Here is a 15,062-nt window from a genome sequence, read left to right on the forward strand (position 1 = left end):
TTTTAGGTTAGAGCGGTAGCAGTGGGGGCTGTGTTTGAGCTGGGCCAACGTACTCATTTTTCAGTTTAATACATCTTAGCGGTGTTCATCTGCTCTTTTGGTCGCTAATCACTTGTTTAGAGTGGTAGATAGAGGAGGAAATCTATTATGGAATTTATGAAAACACGTGCAGCCGTGGCTTGGGCGCCTAATGAGCCCTTAAAGATAGAAGAGGTCGATCTCATGATGCCCAAGGCGCATGAAGTCTTGGTCCGTATAACGGCTACAGGAGTCTGTCATACGGATGCTTACACACTTTCAGGTCAGGATAGCGAAGGGGTTTTCCCCTGTATTTTAGGGCATGAGGGTGCAGGTATCGTTGAGGCTGTCGGTGAAGGGGTCGCTGAGTTTCAGGTTGGTGACCACGTTATTCCGCTTTATACTGCTGAGTGCGGTAAGTGTGAGTTCTGCCTGTCAGGTAAGACCAACTTGTGTTCATCTGTCCGTGAGACACAAGGCCGTGGACTTATGCCAGATGAGACTGTTCGTTTCTATAAAGACGGTCAGCCTATCTACCACTACATGGGAACATCAACCTTTTCGGAACACACAGTTGTTGCGGATGTATCCTTGGTTAAGGTCCGTGACGATGCCCCTCTTGAGGAAGTCTGCCTGCTTGGTTGCGGCGTGACGACTGGTATGGGGGCTGTGCTCAATACAGCCAAGGTCGAAGAAGATTCAACGGTTTCTATCTTTGGTCTGGGGGGTATCGGACTTGCCGCGATTATCGGAGCTCGTATGGCCAAGGCTGGTCGTATTATTGCGATTGATACCAATCCTGATAAGTTTGAAAAAGCTAAGGAGCTTGGAGCTACTGACTTTGTCAATCCTAATGACTATGATTGTCCAATCCAAGAGGTTATCATCGAGATGACCAACGGTGGGGTGGACTATTCCTTTGAATGTATCGGAAATGTCGAGGTCATGCGTTCTGCCCTTGAGGCCTGCCACAAAGGTTGGGGAGAAAGTATCATCATCGGGGTTGCCCCAGCGGGTGCTGAGATTCATACGCGCCCATTCCAGTTGGTGACAGGCCGTGTTTGGCGTGGGTCAGCCTTTGGCGGTGTCAAAGGGAAATCAGATCTTCCGGGTATCGTTGACCAGTACATGGATGGTGAATTCGCCCTTGATGATTTCATCACTCATACTATGCCGCTTGAAGACATCAACAAGGCCTTCGACCTTATGCATGAGGGCAAATCAATACGAACAGTCATCCATTATTAAACTAAGATACAAAGGGCGTTCGCGGATAAAGCAAAATAGGGGGGTGACGCAGACGCTTGCGTCTAAGGAAGAAGCCATTCTTTTTTGCACAATCCGCAGCCCGTGTTCAGTTAATCAAGATACGGCAAAGGCTTGTTATCTACGTGCTTCGCCTTTGATAACAAACGCCAATCACTATTGTGACTTGTCTGCCTTTCTTAGTAACTTCCGTTTAGTTAGTAAGATCGACTAACCAAACGAAGTATCGCTAAGTGACTCTAATGATCCGGTGGATGATTGGAGGTTGGAAAGAAAATTTGTTTAGTCAATGTCGAAAAGCACAGACTACAGTGCATAAGCTACAGAGCTCTCGCACTTTAATCATCAAACCCTTTACTTAAACCTATGAAAAATCTAGAATTAATTTCAAGCAACCGTTCATTTGGCGGTCAACACCAACGCTATACTCACTTTTCAACCAGCACTCAGACTCAGATGACTTTTGCCATCTACCTGCCGCCTCAGGTAGAAAGAGGCAAGAAAGTGCCGGTAGTGTATTTTCTGTCAGGCTTGACCTGCACTGATGAAAATTTCTCAACCAAGGCTGGCGCCCAGCAATGGGCGGCTAAGTATGGTCTAGCGCTCGTTATGCCAGATACTTCACCGCGCGGTGAAGATGTAGCAGATGCAGATAGTTATGATCTGGGGCAAGGAGCAGGCTTTTATGTCAATGCCACTCAGGAACCTTGGGCTAAGCATTACCAGATGTATGATTACGTAGCTAAGGAATTGCCTGAGCTGATTGAGGCAAATTTCCCAGTTACTGATCAGCGTTCGATTTTTGGGCACAGTATGGGTGGTCATGGCGCCCTCCAGATTGGTCTTAAAAATCCTGAGCACTATGCGGCTATCTCGGCCTTGGCACCAATCGTTAATCCTATGGAGGTCTCTTGGGGGCAGAAGGCTTTCACCGCCTATCTGGGTGAAGACAAAGAAGCTTGGGAAGTCTATGACAGCACCCGGCTGCTGGCTCAGGTGGATTCTGATAAGTGCTTGCCGATTTTAATTGATCAGGGACTGGCGGATGGCTTTTATCCTGAGCAGCTCCAGCCCGAGCGCTTTGAAGCGGTGGCTAAGGAGCGTCAGCTTCCTGTCACTCTCAATCTGCATGAAGGCTATGATCACAGTTATTATTTCATTGCTAGTTTTGTCCAAGAACATCTAGCTTTTCATGCCGAACATTTGGGGTTAGGGGAAGACTAGCTTTTAAGTCATGAGAGATTTTAGAACAATCGGGTGGTAATTTTTAGAGAGCAGTTTGAGCTGCTCTCTTTGTGTTGCTGTTTAATACTTCTACCTTGTAAGAGCATAACATGAAATACTTAGTTACCAAAAAGTGCCTACTTTACAGTGTAGGCACTTTGTTTTATGATGACATTAGGAAGTGGATAATTCTGCCTTTAAGCGGCTATAATTTTCTCCCCAATCAGCTAAGGAGATTAAGAGTGGATAGAGATCTTCACCAATGTCTGTCAACGTATACTCTACCTTGGGTGGTACTTGATGATGGTCTCTTCTGGAAATGAGACCATTTCTTTCCAGTTCTCGTAGACTTTCTGTAAGTACTTTTTGGCTAACGTTATCCAATTCTTGCTTAATTTGTCCGTATCTTTGTGTTCCCTTGTTATGTAGAAGATAGATAATAAGGATCTTCCATTTGCTGGAAATTAAGCTTAACGTTGTTTTGACAGGGCAAGTATCCGGTGTCATTTGATAGACTTCCTTTCTATGTTTTACACTATTTTAGCATGGATAAAAGCTACAAGTAAATTATAAGGAGGAATTAGTATGAATATTGCAATTTTAGCGGCTAATGGGAAATTGGGGCATCTACTTGTCCAGGAAAGCCTAGCGAAAGGATTAAGGGTAACGGCTGTTGCGAGGAAATCTAATCAGACATCTAGCCAGTACTTTCTTAAAAAGGATATCTTGGAATTGAAAAAAGAAGATCTAGCACCGTTTGACGTCATTATCAGCGCATTTGGAGTTAGCCAGTTATCTGATTTGCCTTTATTTTCTGTTACTACTCAGCATTTGCTGGATCTATTGGAAGGAAGTCGCAAACGCTTGATTGTGGCAGGCGGTGCAGGGAGTCTTTATATTGATGAAGGACTGCGTTGGGTAGATGCTACAGATTTTCCAGCTGAACTCAAGCCACTTGCTCAAGCAGAAGATGATGCTTTCGCCCTTTTAAGGAAAAATCAAACAGTGAGATGGCTTTATGTTTCGCCACCTGCCGAGCTAAGATTCGGTCAGCCCAAGGTGGGTAAAACGGTATTATCGGACGATCATTTGAGGGACAATGCTAGTGGCAAAAGTACTTTAACTTATGCGGACTATGCAGAAGCCTTGATAACAGAAGCGCTTTCTTCTAAGCCTCATGTGCGGGAACATATTTCTTTTTTGGAATCTTAGGGAATGAAAAGAGAATGAGATTGGAAATAGGATGAACAGCGTTCATGGGATTAGATAACCTCCAACAGTTTCATAAACTGTTGAAGCTATCCCTTGCATGGCAGCTAAACAGTCTAGTGGATTGTTTAAGGGGGCGCCTGAAAGTGGGCGCCCCAAGATAAGGACCGCCAGTCTAGTAAAACTAGGGCAAGATGAAAGAGGCAGAGATTTTTTGTACTGACCTCTTTTTCTTGACATATATTATAAGTTAGCTTATAATATAAACACTTATTAACAAGGAGGAGTTTCTATGAAATTTTCTTTTGAGTTGGCTGTCAATGCTAAAAAAGAGGAAGTTTGGGTCTACTATTCTCAAATTGATCAGTGGTTTGTCTGGGAGAGTGATTTGGAACAGATTGCTTTGGACGGTGATTTCACTACAGGACAAAAGGGGCAAATGAAGCTGGAGGGCATGCCTGAACTGGCCTTCACTTTAGCTGAAGTGCGTGAAAATCAGTGTTTTTCTGATGTAACAGCAACGCCTTTTGGCAATGTTCTCTTTAAGCATGAGATATTTGAAGATCCTGCCGGTGGCATCAGCCTGAGACATTCTGTTTCTTTGACAGACGGTGAGATGACAGAGGACGCTTTGGCCTTTTTGAAACAGGTTTTTGACGATGTGCCAGAAAGTGTTGGAAAACTAAAACAAATTTTGGAGGCGGCATGACAAAAGCTTTTCATTCCCAATATGCGGATAACCATCAGGAATCGACAGGCCTTTTATTTGCCCGGGTCTATAATGCTTGGCATGACCGAGTAAAAAAAGCTCTGCAAGATGTTGATCTGACGCATCCTCAGTTTATTATTCTGACGAGTTTAGGAGCTTTGGAAGAGAAACAAGATTGGATTACTCAGGTTACTTTAGCTGCTTTTTCGGATATGGATGTGATGACGGTCTCACAGGTTCTTAAGCTCTTGCTGAAAAAAGGCTTGGTGGAGCGGCGGGAACATCCGCAGGACAGTCGGGCAAAAGTTGTCTTTCTGACAGATGCAGGCAGGGAGCGCATGAATCAGGCTTTGCCTCTCGTTGAGGAGATTGATCAGGATTACTTTGGCCAGCTGGACAATCAACTAGCAGTTTTCAATCAGCTTTTAATAAAATTGGAGGAAAGAGATGGTTAAATTTTGGGTCGGAGTGGTTTCGGAAAATCATGTCAAACGCGGTGTTGACGGCGGTTTTTGCCAGATCTGTCATGGCAAAGGTGGTCCCTTAAAACGCATGAGTCAAGGAGACTATCTGCTCTACTACAGTCCAAAAGTTACTCTTGACTCTGATCAAAAGCTGCAGGCTTTTACAGCTGTGGGTAAAATGAAGGATGACAAGGTCTACCAATTTGAGATGGCACCGGACTTTGTCCCTTTCAGGCGAGATGTTGAGTATTACAAGTCTGTTCGTCCCTGCCCGATTGAAGTGGCAAGGCAGCACCCAGACTGGAAAACCTATGCCAACCAGTTGCGCTACGGGCATTTTGAAGTCAGTCGAGATTTCTTTATGCATGTTTTTGAGTATATGAAAACGAGGTAGGCCTAGACAATCCCTATCTTTTCTGCTACAATGTATCCCAAGAAAGAATGTTATTTCAATCCTTTATCTTAGCGAGTTCGGAATGGTGGAAGCCGAATAGAAAGAAGGAATAACTGGCGCTTTCTCTTAGTTGAGTAACTAAGTTTAATCGTAATAAAATGAAGTAATAAATTAGGGTGGAACCGCGTTTAATACGCCCCTATGTCAGCTGGCATAGGAGTGGAAAGACGTGGTTCTTTTTCTATCCTAGCTTTGCCATTTAAGAGAGGAAAAAGGAAGACAGCAATGTCAAAAAAACTAACCTTCCGCTTCGTCAAAAGTGCTAGTGCTCCTAAAGGAGCAAGCACCTAAAGGCAATCCCTATGAGGATTGCCTAGACGCTGCACTAGATTTTCAAGTAAAAATATGGTTTGCTTGAAAAATCGTCGCAAAACATACTTATTAAAAAAGGGAGAACCAATGAGTAAAAAACTAACTTTTCAAGAAATTATCTTGACTTTACAACAATACTGGAATGATCAGGGTTGTATGCTGATGCAGGCTTATGACAATGAAAAGGGTGCGGGGACAATGAGCCCCTACACCTTCCTGCGGGCTATCGGACCTGAACCTTGGAATGCGGCTTATGTGGAGCCATCACGTCGTCCGGCTGATGGGCGCTATGGGGAAAATCCTAATCGCCTTTACCAGCACCACCAATTCCAAGTGGTTATGAAACCATCGCCAAGCAATATTCAAGAGCTTTACCTTGAGTCCTTGGAAAAATTGGGCATCAATCCCTTGGAACATGATATTCGTTTCGTTGAAGACAACTGGGAAAACCCGTCAACGGGTTCAGCGGGTCTTGGCTGGGAAGTCTGGCTGGACGGTATGGAAATTACTCAGTTTACTTATTTCCAACAGGTCGGTGGTTTGGCGACAGGTCCCGTAACCGCAGAAGTTACATACGGTTTGGAACGCTTGGCCTCTTACATTCAAGAAGTGGATTCGGTTTATGATATCGAATGGGCGCCGGGTGTTAAATACGGTGAAATTTTCTTGCAGCCAGAATACGAGCATTCAAAATACAGCTTTGAAATCTCAGACCAAGATATGCTCCTTGAAAACTTTGACAAGTTTGAAAAAGAGGCCGGTCGAGCTTTGGAACAAGGTCTGGTTCACCCAGCCTACGACTATGTTCTCAAGTGTTCACATACCTTCAACTTGCTTGATGCGCGTGGTGCCGTTTCTGTAACGGAACGTGCGGGTTATATCGCCCGCATTCGTAATTTAGCTCGGATCGTTGCTAAGACCTTTGTGGCTGAACGCAAGAAATTAGGTTATCCATTGTTGGATGAAGCTACACGTGAAAAACTTTTGGCACAGGAGGAAGACTAAGATGACTAAGAATTTACTGGTAGAATTGGGCTTAGAAGAACTTCCAGCCTATGTCGTAACCCCAAGTGAAAAACAATTGGGTAAAAAAATGGCAGACTTTTTGGCAGATAATCGCCTGTCATACGAGGGTATCCAGACTTTTTCAACACCGCGTCGCTTGGCAGTTCGTGTGATTGGCTTGGCTGATGCCCAAACGGATTTGAAAGAAGATTTCAAAGGTCCTGCTAAGAAAATCGCTCTAGACAGTGATGGTAACTTTACCAAGGCTGCTCAGGGATTTGTGCGTGGTAAAGGTTTAACCACTGATGATATCCGCTTTGAGGAAGTCAAGGGCGTTGAGTATGTTTATGTGACTAAAAACGAAGCAGGTAAACCTGCTGAAGATGTTTTGGCAGGCATCCCTGAGGTGCTTAACAGTCTTACCTTCCCTGTCAGTATGCACTGGGCTAAGAACACCTTTGAGTACATCCGTCCTGTTCACACCTTGACCGTACTTTTGGGTGACAAGGCGCTTGATATGGATTTTCTCGATATCAGCTCTGGTCGTATCAGTCGTGGTCACCGTTTCTTGGGCAAAGAAACTGAGATTGCAACGGCGGACTCTTATGAGGAAGATCTTCGCAAACAGTTTGTCATTGCAGACAGCACTGAGCGTGAGCGCATGATTGTGGATCAGATCAAGGCTATTGAAGCTAAGGAAAATGTCCAAGTCGATATTGACCCAGAACTCCTCAATGAAGTTCTCAACTTGGTCGAGTATCCAACTGCCTTTATGGGTCGCTTTGATGAGAAATATTTGGAGATTCCAGAAGAAGTGCTGGTAACATCTATGAAGAGCCATCAACGTTATTTCGTTGTCCGTGATCAGAAAGGCAAGCTCAGACCTAACTTTATCTCGGTGCGTAATGGTAATGATGTCGCTCTGGAAAACGTCGTCAAAGGCAATGAAAAAGTATTGGTGGCCCGCCTTGAAGATGGTGAATTTTTCTGGCATGAGGACCAAAAACTGCGTATTGAAGACCTTGTGACTAAGCTGTCACAGGTGACCTTCCATGAGAAGATCGGCTCTCTGGCTGAACACATGGCGCGTGTTGGTGTTATTGCGGACTATCTTTCAAAACTAGCAGAGCTTTCATCAGATGAGGCGGCAGCTGTTGCGCGTGCAGCTGCTATCTATAAGTTTGACCTTTTGACCGGCATGGTCGGCGAGTTTGATGAGCTGCAAGGCATTATGGGTGAGAAGTACGCTCTTCTTGCAGGTGAAGAAGAGGCCGTTGCGACAGCTATCCGTGAGCATTACCTGCCTGACTCAGCTGACGGTGACCTTCCAAAGACTAAGGTCGGTGCTGTTTTGGCCCTTGCTGATAAATTGGATACGCTTCTCAGCTTCTTCTCGGTTGGTCTCATCCCAAGCGGTTCTAATGACCCTTATGCTCTTCGTCGTGCGACGCAAGGGATTGTCCGCATTTTGGATGCCTTCGGCTGGACTATTGCGATGGATGAGTTGGTGGACAACCTCTATGGCCTTACTTTCGATAGCTTGACTTACGATAACAAGGCTGAGGTCCTTGATTTTATCCGTGCTCGTGTGGACAAGATGATGGGCAAGACACCAAAAGATATCAGGGAAGCGGTTCTAGCTGGCTCTACTTTTGTTGTATCAGACATGTTGGCTGCAGCGGCTGCCCTTGTAGAGGCCTCGCAAAAAGACAACTACAAACCAGCAGTTGAAAGCTTGTCTCGTGTCTTCAACCTGGCTGAAAAAGCTGACAGTGCTACTACTGTAGAGGCTAGTCTTTTTGAAAATGAGCAAGAAAAAGCCTTGGCTCAAGCTGTCGCTGAGCTTGAGTTGGGTAAGGATGCAAGTGCAAATATTGAGCAACTCTTTGCGCTTAGCTCAGTCATTGATGCCTTCTTTGATAACACTATGGTCATGGCAGACGACCAAGCAGTGAAAAACAATCGCTTAGCTATTCTCTCAGACTTGGCTAACAAAGCCAGCCAAGTCGCAGCCTTTAATAAATTAAATACGAAATGAGATCAAGACAGAAATCAGTAGACCTAGTCTTGATTTCGTTATCTTACCTCCACACGGTCTATTGGTTGGCCGCTGTCACTTGTGAAACAAGGGATAGGGCCACCCAATAAACTACTGCAATTATAATAAGATAATGTTTAGTCAGAAAGGAGTTGAACACAGCCTAAAAGCATCGAGAAGTTGAGAGTGGGACAAAATCAAAAATCACGATTCTGATTTTGTTGTTCACCTCCGCACAATTGATCTTGGTTTTCTCAAACAGTCTCCCAGACTGTTTGACCTATCTTTTGCGTGGTCGTTAAACAGTTCAGTGGACTGTTTAAGGTGGACGCTTAAAAACTAAAAAGCGTCCCAAGGTAAACTTTCTAGTGTCAGAAGATACATTGTCAGTTTCCCATTTTATTCTCGCTTTTTATGGCTTCAGTATCAGATATGGATCCTAAAAAAATTGCTCGGATTAATGAGCTTGCTAAAAAGAAAAAAACGGTTGGGTTGACTGGTGAGGAAAAGGTTGAGCAGGCTAAGCTTCGTCAGGAGTATATCGAAGGCTATCGTCGCAATCTGCGTCATCACATTGAAGGAATCAAGGTGGTTGATGAAAAAGGCAATGACGTGACCCCAGAAAAACTCCGTCAAATTCAACGTCAAAAAGGCCTGCATGGCCGCAGCCTAGACGACCCGAATAGTTGATGAGATAAGCAAAGGTTAGCGGTTTTCGCTGACCTTTTTGTATGCCCAAATGTAAGAGGGTTGTTGAGATTTTAAAACGCTTTTGTAAGAATGGGTATTTAAAGTGAGGATAAGAAAAAAATGACCGTTGCAATGGCCATTTTTTAATAAGCGGACTTCTTTAAGAGCTATAGAATAAAGGTATAAGTGGGGAAAGAATTATGGTTGAAAGTCGGAAAAAAATTGATGAGCTTTTGTTCTTTTTGAGCCAGCAATCAGATTATATGACGGCTCGTCAATTAGCCCAGGCTCTGGGAAAATCAGAAAAGACCATTTATCGAATGATTAAGTCTCTCAATCAAGAGCATAGCGGTCAGTTGATTGTCTCTCGAAAGGGCAGGGGCTACTGGCTGAATCAAGAAAAATACCTGACCTTTACTCAACACTCCTGTCCCCTCCATGATGACTTAACGGTTGAGAATAGACAGGAACTGATCTTGGAGCGCCTTTTGCTTAGAGCCCCCAAAGGGTTGGCACTTTACGACTTGTGTCAAGATTATTTTGTCAGCGAATCTGTCATTCAAAAGGATAAGTTGGAATTACAAAAGCTGTTGAATGATTATCAATTACGTTTGCTTAGCCGAAGACGCATTCTTTCCATTCATGGAGAAGAACAGAATATTCGCCGGGCTATTGCGGATTTGGTTCCAACGTTTAGAACAATTGATTTGGAGCAATTATCCCTTGAAAAGGATCAAACGATTGATAGGGAGGTATCCGGCTTTATTCAGGCTGAGCTTCATTCTATTGAACAACATCTGCAAGCAGTTCTTCCCTACCCTTATGATGTTAATGTTTTTTCCCACTTATATATCATGATTATGCGTTCTAAGAATGGGAAGGTCTTCCTAGGTACACATCAGTCTCTTCAGAATTTTGAGGAAATGAACTCCTTGATGAAAGAGAGCTGGCGGGTGATTCAGGATGTTAGAGAAAAATTAGGGATTAGTGTTGATGATAGTGAAATCTATCATCTCTATCAATATTTGATGGCTTCCCACTTTCAGGATATTCATGACTCCGCTCCGATTTATTTTTCTCAGCGAACGTTGGCCATCACTCATTTCTATTTTGAGCAGATGTTTCCTGATAGAGGACAGGCTATTATGGAGGATTCTCCTATCTTTGTCGACTTGGCCAATCATATTAGTCCCATGCTCAGGCGCTTGGATCACAAGATTCGAATAAAAAATGCCATGCTGTCGGATATACGATTGACCTATCCTCAAATTTTTGATCAGGTTCGCCGTGTTTCAGAAGCAGTCAGTCAACGGTATGGTTTCCCGGCTATTAACCTGGACGAAATTGGTTTTATTACCCTCTACTTTGCTCGCTATCAAGAGACTCAGTCACCGCCGATTCCTACTTTAATTATGTGTACTTCTGGCATTGGAACCTCAGAGTTGCTTCGCTCCAAGATTGAACAGCAATTTGGCGATTTAGCTATTTTATCGGTTCTGCCCTATCGAGATTTGGCCGATGTCAGTCGGCAATATCCAGAGGCCCAGCTGTTAATTACAACCGTTAATGTAGCGATACCAGAGAATATGACCAAAATCCTAGTCAGTGCCTTGATGACGGAGGATGATCAGAGGCGTATTCGACGAAAGATTGAGGAGATTCGCTATGGCCACTAATCTTTATGACATCCACTTAGATTTAGCTCTGGCTGGTCGGAAAGAGATCTATCAGTATTTAGCAACGGAGCTTGCAAAAGATTCACCCATTGATCAGTCAGTTATTTTGGAGGCTTTGGTCTGGCGGGAAAAATTGGGTAGTATTGAGATTGCACCGGGAGTAGTCTTGCCCCATGTCGAACTTCCAGGTCTAGCCAACCGCATCATTATTAGCAGACTGGCATCAGCAATCAACTGGTCTGAGACTGTTAATCGCGTCCAGCTGGTGCTTACAATTGCCTTGGACAGTCAGGCTCGGGCAACGGAGCAATTCGCTATTAAGGCCTTTGTGAGAAAGTTAGCCGATGAGCACTTTGTTCATCAATTGAGAAAGGTAGATTTAAAACAGTTGGAAATCATGTTAGAAAATTTATGAAGCTGGTTAATAGACTGTGTCTGGTCTTTTCCCAGAAGCCCTATCAAAAGGAGACATTTATGGAAGTAACAGATGTGATTGATAAAAACTTGGTATTGACAGGTCTTACTGCTAGAAGCAAGGATGAGATATTGCGGAAGCTCTGCCAGCTGCTGGAAGAGCAGGCCTATCTGGATGATGCCGATAGTTTTTTAGAAGATGTTTATTTGCGTGAAAAAGCAGGGCAGACAGGCATCGGTAATTTTGTGGCGATTCCCCATGGTAAGAGCGAAGCGGTTAATAAAATTGGTGTGGCCATTGCCATTAACAAGTATGAAATCCCTTGGGAAAGCTTAGATGGTAAGGGGGTCAAAGTAGTGATTCTCTTTGCCGTTGGCAATGACACCGACAATGCTCAGGAACACTTAAAGCTCCTAGCACTCTTTGCTAAGAAATTGGGCAAGGATAGGGTGGTTGAAAATCTTTTAGCGGCTCAGTCGGTTGAAGATGTTGTTGCAGCTTTTGCCTAAAAGGAAATAATTGGAGTTGCTTGGGGTTCTCGATTGAGGCAGGCAAAATTTAGACCAGAACTGAATGCGCCTACGACACTGTGCCAAAAGATATGCAACGGTTTCAGCCTTAGCTGATTACAGGTGCAGAGACCTTTAAGTATATAGACTTCCTAGATGCCGAGCCTCTGCGTCTGCTTTCCTATTTTGCTGTGTGTCGCTTAACACTTTTGTATTTTAAAGAAAGGAGATCATTTATGAAAATTGTTGGAGTTGCTGCTTGTACGGTTGGGATCGCCCACACCTACATTGCTCAGGAAAAACTTGAAAATGCTGCTAAAAATGCCGGTTACGATATCCATATTGAAACTCAAGGAACCATTGGAGTAGAAAATGCATTAACAGAGCAGCAAATTCAAGAAGCGGATATCGTTATTTTGGCTATTGATGTCAAAATTTCGGGGATGGAACGATTTGAAGGAAAAAAGGTCATCAAGGTTCCAACCGAAATCGCCATCAAATCTCCCAATAAACTCTTGCAAAAGGCTGCAGAAGTAGCTCAGGGATAGAGAAGTGAGGTAAACTAGATGAAAGATACATGGAAAAAATTAAACCTTAAGGGGCATCTTCTGACCGCCATTTCCTATTTAGTTCCCATTGTATGCGGAGCTGGTTTCCTTGTCGCCATTGGCATGGCCCTTGGCGGCACCGCTCAAGATGCCTTGGTTCAGGGGAAATTCACCTTTTGGGATGCCTTGGCCACAATGGGCGGTAAGGCTTTAGGGCTGTTACCTGTTATTATTGCAACGGGGATTGCTTATTCTATCGCGGGTAAACCAGGGATTGCTCCCGGATTCGTTGTAGGCTTATCAGCTAATGCGATCAGTGCTGGCTTTCTGGGTGGTATCCTAGGCGGCTACTTTGCCGGATTTTTGGCCTTGGGGATTCTAAAAACTTTCAAAGTTCCCGAATGGGCCAAAGGGCTGATGCCAACGGTCATTGTTCCTTTATTATCCTCTCTAATTTCTGGTTTGCTGATGATTTATATTGTTGGTATTCCGATTGCGGCTTTTACTAACTGGTTGACGACGGTTTTGCAAGGGCTAAGTTCTTCTTCCATGTTAGTATTTGGTCTTGTTGTAGGATTTTTGAGTATTGTTGATTTCGGTGGGCCAATCAATAAAACAGTTTATGCCTTTACCTTAACCCTGCTAGCGTCAGGAGTAAAAGAACCGGTTACGGCCCTGCAATTAGTTAATACTTCAACGCCTATTGGCTTTGGTTTTGCCTATTTTATAGCTAAGTTACTCCGTAAGAATATTTATGGCAGAGAACAGATTGAAACCTTGAAATCCGCAGTACCCATGGGGGTTCTGAACATTGTTGAAGGAGTTATTCCTATTGTTATGAATGATATTGCACGTGCTATTACAGCAGCGGCGATTGGTGGTGCTGCTGGTGGTGCGGTTTCCATGGCTATGGGAGCAGATTCGACGGTTCCGTTTGGAGGTTTTCTGATGATTCCGACGATGTCACATCCCTTAGCTGGTGTTCTTGCTATTGTTGTTAATGTATTAGTGACGGGTCTTGTCTATGCTTTTATTGCCAAAAATAAAACAGCCGAGGAATTAGCGACAGTCTCAGAGGTAGAAGAAGAAGATATTAGTCTAGATGATATTGAAATTTTATAAATGAAAGGAAGGAACCCTATATGGCACATGTTCATTTTTCGCCGTCACTAATGTGTATGAACTTGGATAAATTTACCCAAGAAATCACCTTTTTGAATGATCATGCTCAGTCTTATCATATTGATATCATGGATGGTCATTTTGTTCCGAATATTACACTTTCGCCTTGGTTTATTGAGGAAGTAAGAAAGCTCAGTGATGTACCAATGTCAGCTCACCTGATGGTGACTGACCCTACTTTTTGGGTAGAACGGCTGATTAGTATTAGGTGTGAGTATATCTGTATGCATGCAGAAGTTATTAACGGTCTCGCTTTTCGACTAATCGACCGTATTCATGATGCGGGACTAAAAGCTGGTGTTGTCCTGAATCCAGAGACACCGGTCAGCGCTATCTTGCCTTATATTGACTTGCTGGATAAGGTGACGATTATGACAGTCGATCCTGGTTTTGCAGGCCAACGTTTTTTGGAAAGCACACTTGATAAAATTGTCCAATTGCGTAACTTACGGAAAGAGCATAACTATCCTTATTTAATTGAAATGGATGGTTCGTCCAGTCGTAAGACTTTCAAGAGGATTGATCAGGCTGCCCCCGATATTTATGTTATCGGCCGCAGCGGTCTCTTTGCAGTTGCGGATACAATTGAAGAGTCTTGGGCAAAGATGTGTCAGGATTATTTGGAGATGACAGGAAAGACTGTTGAATAACGGAGCCCGAAATAAAAAGATACTAAGGACTTGTATTCACATTTTTTTGACAGTTAGTCTGATGTGGCAGGGACGCAAGCGACCTCCTAACGGAGTTCCATTGCTCATTTTCAAGCCTAGGGTCTTGAAAATCCCCTCGACGATTGACTTAAATAGGGTCAACCGTCTTTTTTACCACAGCGGCAACTGTCTGTTTTGAGAGTGGGACAGAAGTCGATTTTTTATATAAATTGACTTCGTTGTCCCACCTCCGCACAGTTGATTAGGATGGCCGCTAACACTTGCGGAGTCGTTAAACAGTCCAGTGGACTGTTTAAGGGGGTGCCTAGAAATAAGACAACGTCCCAGATCAGGACCTCCAATCAACAGTGGTTCATTGGTGCTAAAGCACCTAATGAACTGTGCAGGGGAAAGACTTCTTGGCAGTGCCAACAAGTCTTTCTCCCAACCACTGCGTCAAACTGTTATTATTGTAAAAATAGAAGGCTGGAATACTTTTTCCCCAGGCTTTTTCCAGCTGACGCTAAGAATTTAAACTTGTGAATACAGTTTCTAAGGTAAAGATTCTGTAAGAATTTATTCTTATGAAGCACTAATATTAAAAACGGATGAATGGCACATTCTCACGATTTTGAAGTGGCTATTCATCCGTTTTTTTGATATCCAAGTGTCAACTTGTCAACTGTCTAAGAT

General features: G+C 43.7%; 16 protein-coding genes. 15 read left to right on the forward strand and 1 reads right to left on the reverse strand.

The window, feature by feature from the left end; all coding sequences use genetic code 11:
* Window positions 1–147 precede the first annotated feature (147 nt).
* Together STRCR_RS03865 and fghA are read left to right on the forward strand one after the other, a co-directional pair.
* Complete coding sequence (locus STRCR_RS03865; RefSeq protein WP_004226722.1) at window positions 148–1,266, forward strand: S-(hydroxymethyl)glutathione dehydrogenase/class III alcohol dehydrogenase; 1,119 nt, start codon at window positions 148–150, stop codon at window positions 1,264–1,266.
* 384 nt (window positions 1,267–1,650) lie between these two features.
* Window positions 1,651–2,508 carry an S-formylglutathione hydrolase gene (gene fghA, locus STRCR_RS03870; protein WP_004228536.1) on the forward strand — a complete coding sequence of 286 codons (858 nt, stop codon included), beginning with the start codon at window positions 1,651–1,653 and terminating at the stop codon, window positions 2,506–2,508.
* A 174-nt stretch (window positions 2,509–2,682) separates the two neighbouring features.
* On the opposite strand, the gene STRCR_RS03875 is transcribed toward fghA, so the two are convergent.
* Window positions 2,683–3,015 carry a winged helix-turn-helix transcriptional regulator gene (locus STRCR_RS03875; protein ID WP_004227225.1) on the reverse strand — a complete coding sequence of 111 codons (333 nt, stop codon included), beginning with the start codon at window positions 3,013–3,015 and terminating at the stop codon, window positions 2,683–2,685.
* A gap of 78 nt (window positions 3,016–3,093) precedes the next feature.
* On the opposite strand from STRCR_RS03875, the gene STRCR_RS03880 reads away from it, so the two are divergent.
* From STRCR_RS03880 to alsE, 13 genes are all read left to right on the forward strand, one after another.
* On the forward strand, window positions 3,094–3,720 hold the full coding sequence (locus STRCR_RS03880; RefSeq protein ID WP_004225902.1) for an NAD(P)-dependent oxidoreductase: 627 nt from the start codon (window positions 3,094–3,096) through the stop codon (window positions 3,718–3,720).
* A 289-nt stretch (window positions 3,721–4,009) separates the two neighbouring features.
* On the forward strand, window positions 4,010–4,426 hold the full coding sequence (locus tag STRCR_RS03885; protein ID WP_004228121.1) for an SRPBCC family protein: 417 nt from the start codon (window positions 4,010–4,012) through the stop codon (window positions 4,424–4,426).
* A complete protein-coding gene (locus tag STRCR_RS03890) occupies window positions 4,423–4,881 on the forward strand; it encodes a MarR family winged helix-turn-helix transcriptional regulator (protein ID WP_004229253.1) in 459 nt (152 codons plus the stop codon). The genes STRCR_RS03885 and STRCR_RS03890 overlap by 4 nt, the downstream gene beginning before the upstream one ends.
* Window positions 4,874–5,284, forward strand: coding sequence for an EVE domain-containing protein (locus tag STRCR_RS03895; RefSeq protein ID WP_004229730.1), 411 nt, complete (start codon window positions 4,874–4,876; stop codon window positions 5,282–5,284). The genes STRCR_RS03890 and STRCR_RS03895 overlap by 8 nt, the downstream gene beginning before the upstream one ends.
* A 459-nt stretch (window positions 5,285–5,743) precedes the next feature.
* Complete coding sequence (gene glyQ / locus STRCR_RS03900) at window positions 5,744–6,661, forward strand: glycine--tRNA ligase subunit alpha (RefSeq protein WP_004227483.1); 918 nt, start codon at window positions 5,744–5,746, stop codon at window positions 6,659–6,661.
* Between the two features lies 1 nt (window position 6,662).
* Window positions 6,663–8,699, forward strand: a complete 2,037-nt coding sequence (gene glyS / locus STRCR_RS03905; protein WP_004228714.1) for a glycine--tRNA ligase subunit beta — start codon at window positions 6,663–6,665, stop codon at window positions 8,697–8,699.
* A 432-nt stretch (window positions 8,700–9,131) separates the two neighbouring features.
* Complete coding sequence (locus STRCR_RS03910; protein WP_040804840.1) at window positions 9,132–9,389, forward strand: DUF896 family protein; 258 nt, start codon at window positions 9,132–9,134, stop codon at window positions 9,387–9,389.
* A 200-nt stretch (window positions 9,390–9,589) separates the two neighbouring features.
* Window positions 9,590–11,065 carry a BglG family transcription antiterminator gene (locus STRCR_RS03915; RefSeq protein WP_004225455.1) on the forward strand — a complete coding sequence of 492 codons (1,476 nt, stop codon included), beginning with the start codon at window positions 9,590–9,592 and terminating at the stop codon, window positions 11,063–11,065.
* Window positions 11,055–11,480 (forward strand): PTS sugar transporter subunit IIA, encoded by a 426-nt coding sequence (locus STRCR_RS03920; protein WP_004226894.1) that lies wholly within the window; start codon window positions 11,055–11,057, stop codon window positions 11,478–11,480. Before STRCR_RS03915 ends, STRCR_RS03920 begins: the two co-directional genes overlap by 11 nt.
* Window positions 11,481–11,539: 59 nt before the next feature.
* On the forward strand, window positions 11,540–11,989 hold the full coding sequence (locus tag STRCR_RS03925; RefSeq protein ID WP_004227042.1) for a PTS sugar transporter subunit IIA: 450 nt from the start codon (window positions 11,540–11,542) through the stop codon (window positions 11,987–11,989).
* Window positions 11,990–12,225: 236 nt separating this feature from the next.
* Window positions 12,226–12,537, forward strand: a complete 312-nt coding sequence (locus STRCR_RS03930; RefSeq protein ID WP_004225901.1) for a PTS fructose transporter subunit IIB — start codon at window positions 12,226–12,228, stop codon at window positions 12,535–12,537.
* Window positions 12,538–12,555: 18 nt separating this feature from the next.
* Window positions 12,556–13,659: a PTS fructose transporter subunit IIC gene (locus STRCR_RS03935; protein WP_004229375.1), complete on the forward strand. Its 1,104-nt coding sequence runs from the start codon at window positions 12,556–12,558 to the stop codon at window positions 13,657–13,659.
* Between the two features lie 20 nt (window positions 13,660–13,679).
* Window positions 13,680–14,369 carry a D-allulose 6-phosphate 3-epimerase gene (alsE, locus tag STRCR_RS03940; RefSeq protein WP_004228130.1) on the forward strand — a complete coding sequence of 230 codons (690 nt, stop codon included), beginning with the start codon at window positions 13,680–13,682 and terminating at the stop codon, window positions 14,367–14,369.
* Window positions 14,370–15,062 lie beyond the last annotated feature (693 nt).

The sequence above is a fragment of the Streptococcus criceti HS-6 genome (assembly GCF_000187975.2).
In the GTDB taxonomy this organism is placed as follows: Bacteria; Bacillota; Bacilli; order Lactobacillales; family Streptococcaceae; genus Streptococcus; species Streptococcus criceti.

Bases quoted from the DNA above. Each gene is read 5' to 3' on its own strand.
- alsE (WP_004228130.1), top strand. From the start codon at position 13,680: ATGGCACATGTTCATTTTTCGCCGTCACTAATGTGTATGAACTTGGAT.
- STRCR_RS03930 (WP_004225901.1), top strand. From the start codon at position 12,226: ATGAAAATTGTTGGAGTTGCTGCTTGTACGGTTGGGATCGCCCACACC.
- fghA (WP_004228536.1), top strand. From the start codon at position 1,651: ATGAAAAATCTAGAATTAATTTCAAGCAACCGTTCATTTGGCGGTCAA.
- STRCR_RS03925 (WP_004227042.1), top strand. From the start codon at position 11,540: ATGGAAGTAACAGATGTGATTGATAAAAACTTGGTATTGACAGGTCTT.
- STRCR_RS03875 (WP_004227225.1), bottom strand. From the start codon at position 3,015: ATGACACCGGATACTTGCCCTGTCAAAACAACGTTAAGCTTAATTTCC.
- STRCR_RS03880 (WP_004225902.1), top strand. From the start codon at position 3,094: ATGAATATTGCAATTTTAGCGGCTAATGGGAAATTGGGGCATCTACTT.
- glyQ (WP_004227483.1), top strand. From the start codon at position 5,744: ATGAGTAAAAAACTAACTTTTCAAGAAATTATCTTGACTTTACAACAA.
- STRCR_RS03890 (WP_004229253.1), top strand. From the start codon at position 4,423: ATGACAAAAGCTTTTCATTCCCAATATGCGGATAACCATCAGGAATCG.
- STRCR_RS03920 (WP_004226894.1), top strand. From the start codon at position 11,055: ATGGCCACTAATCTTTATGACATCCACTTAGATTTAGCTCTGGCTGGT.
- STRCR_RS03910 (WP_040804840.1), top strand. From the start codon at position 9,132: ATGGATCCTAAAAAAATTGCTCGGATTAATGAGCTTGCTAAAAAGAAA.
- STRCR_RS03935 (WP_004229375.1), top strand. From the start codon at position 12,556: ATGAAAGATACATGGAAAAAATTAAACCTTAAGGGGCATCTTCTGACC.
- STRCR_RS03895 (WP_004229730.1), top strand. From the start codon at position 4,874: ATGGTTAAATTTTGGGTCGGAGTGGTTTCGGAAAATCATGTCAAACGC.
- glyS (WP_004228714.1), top strand. From the start codon at position 6,663: ATGACTAAGAATTTACTGGTAGAATTGGGCTTAGAAGAACTTCCAGCC.
- STRCR_RS03865 (WP_004226722.1), top strand. From the start codon at position 148: ATGGAATTTATGAAAACACGTGCAGCCGTGGCTTGGGCGCCTAATGAG.
- STRCR_RS03885 (WP_004228121.1), top strand. From the start codon at position 4,010: ATGAAATTTTCTTTTGAGTTGGCTGTCAATGCTAAAAAAGAGGAAGTT.
- STRCR_RS03915 (WP_004225455.1), top strand. From the start codon at position 9,590: ATGGTTGAAAGTCGGAAAAAAATTGATGAGCTTTTGTTCTTTTTGAGC.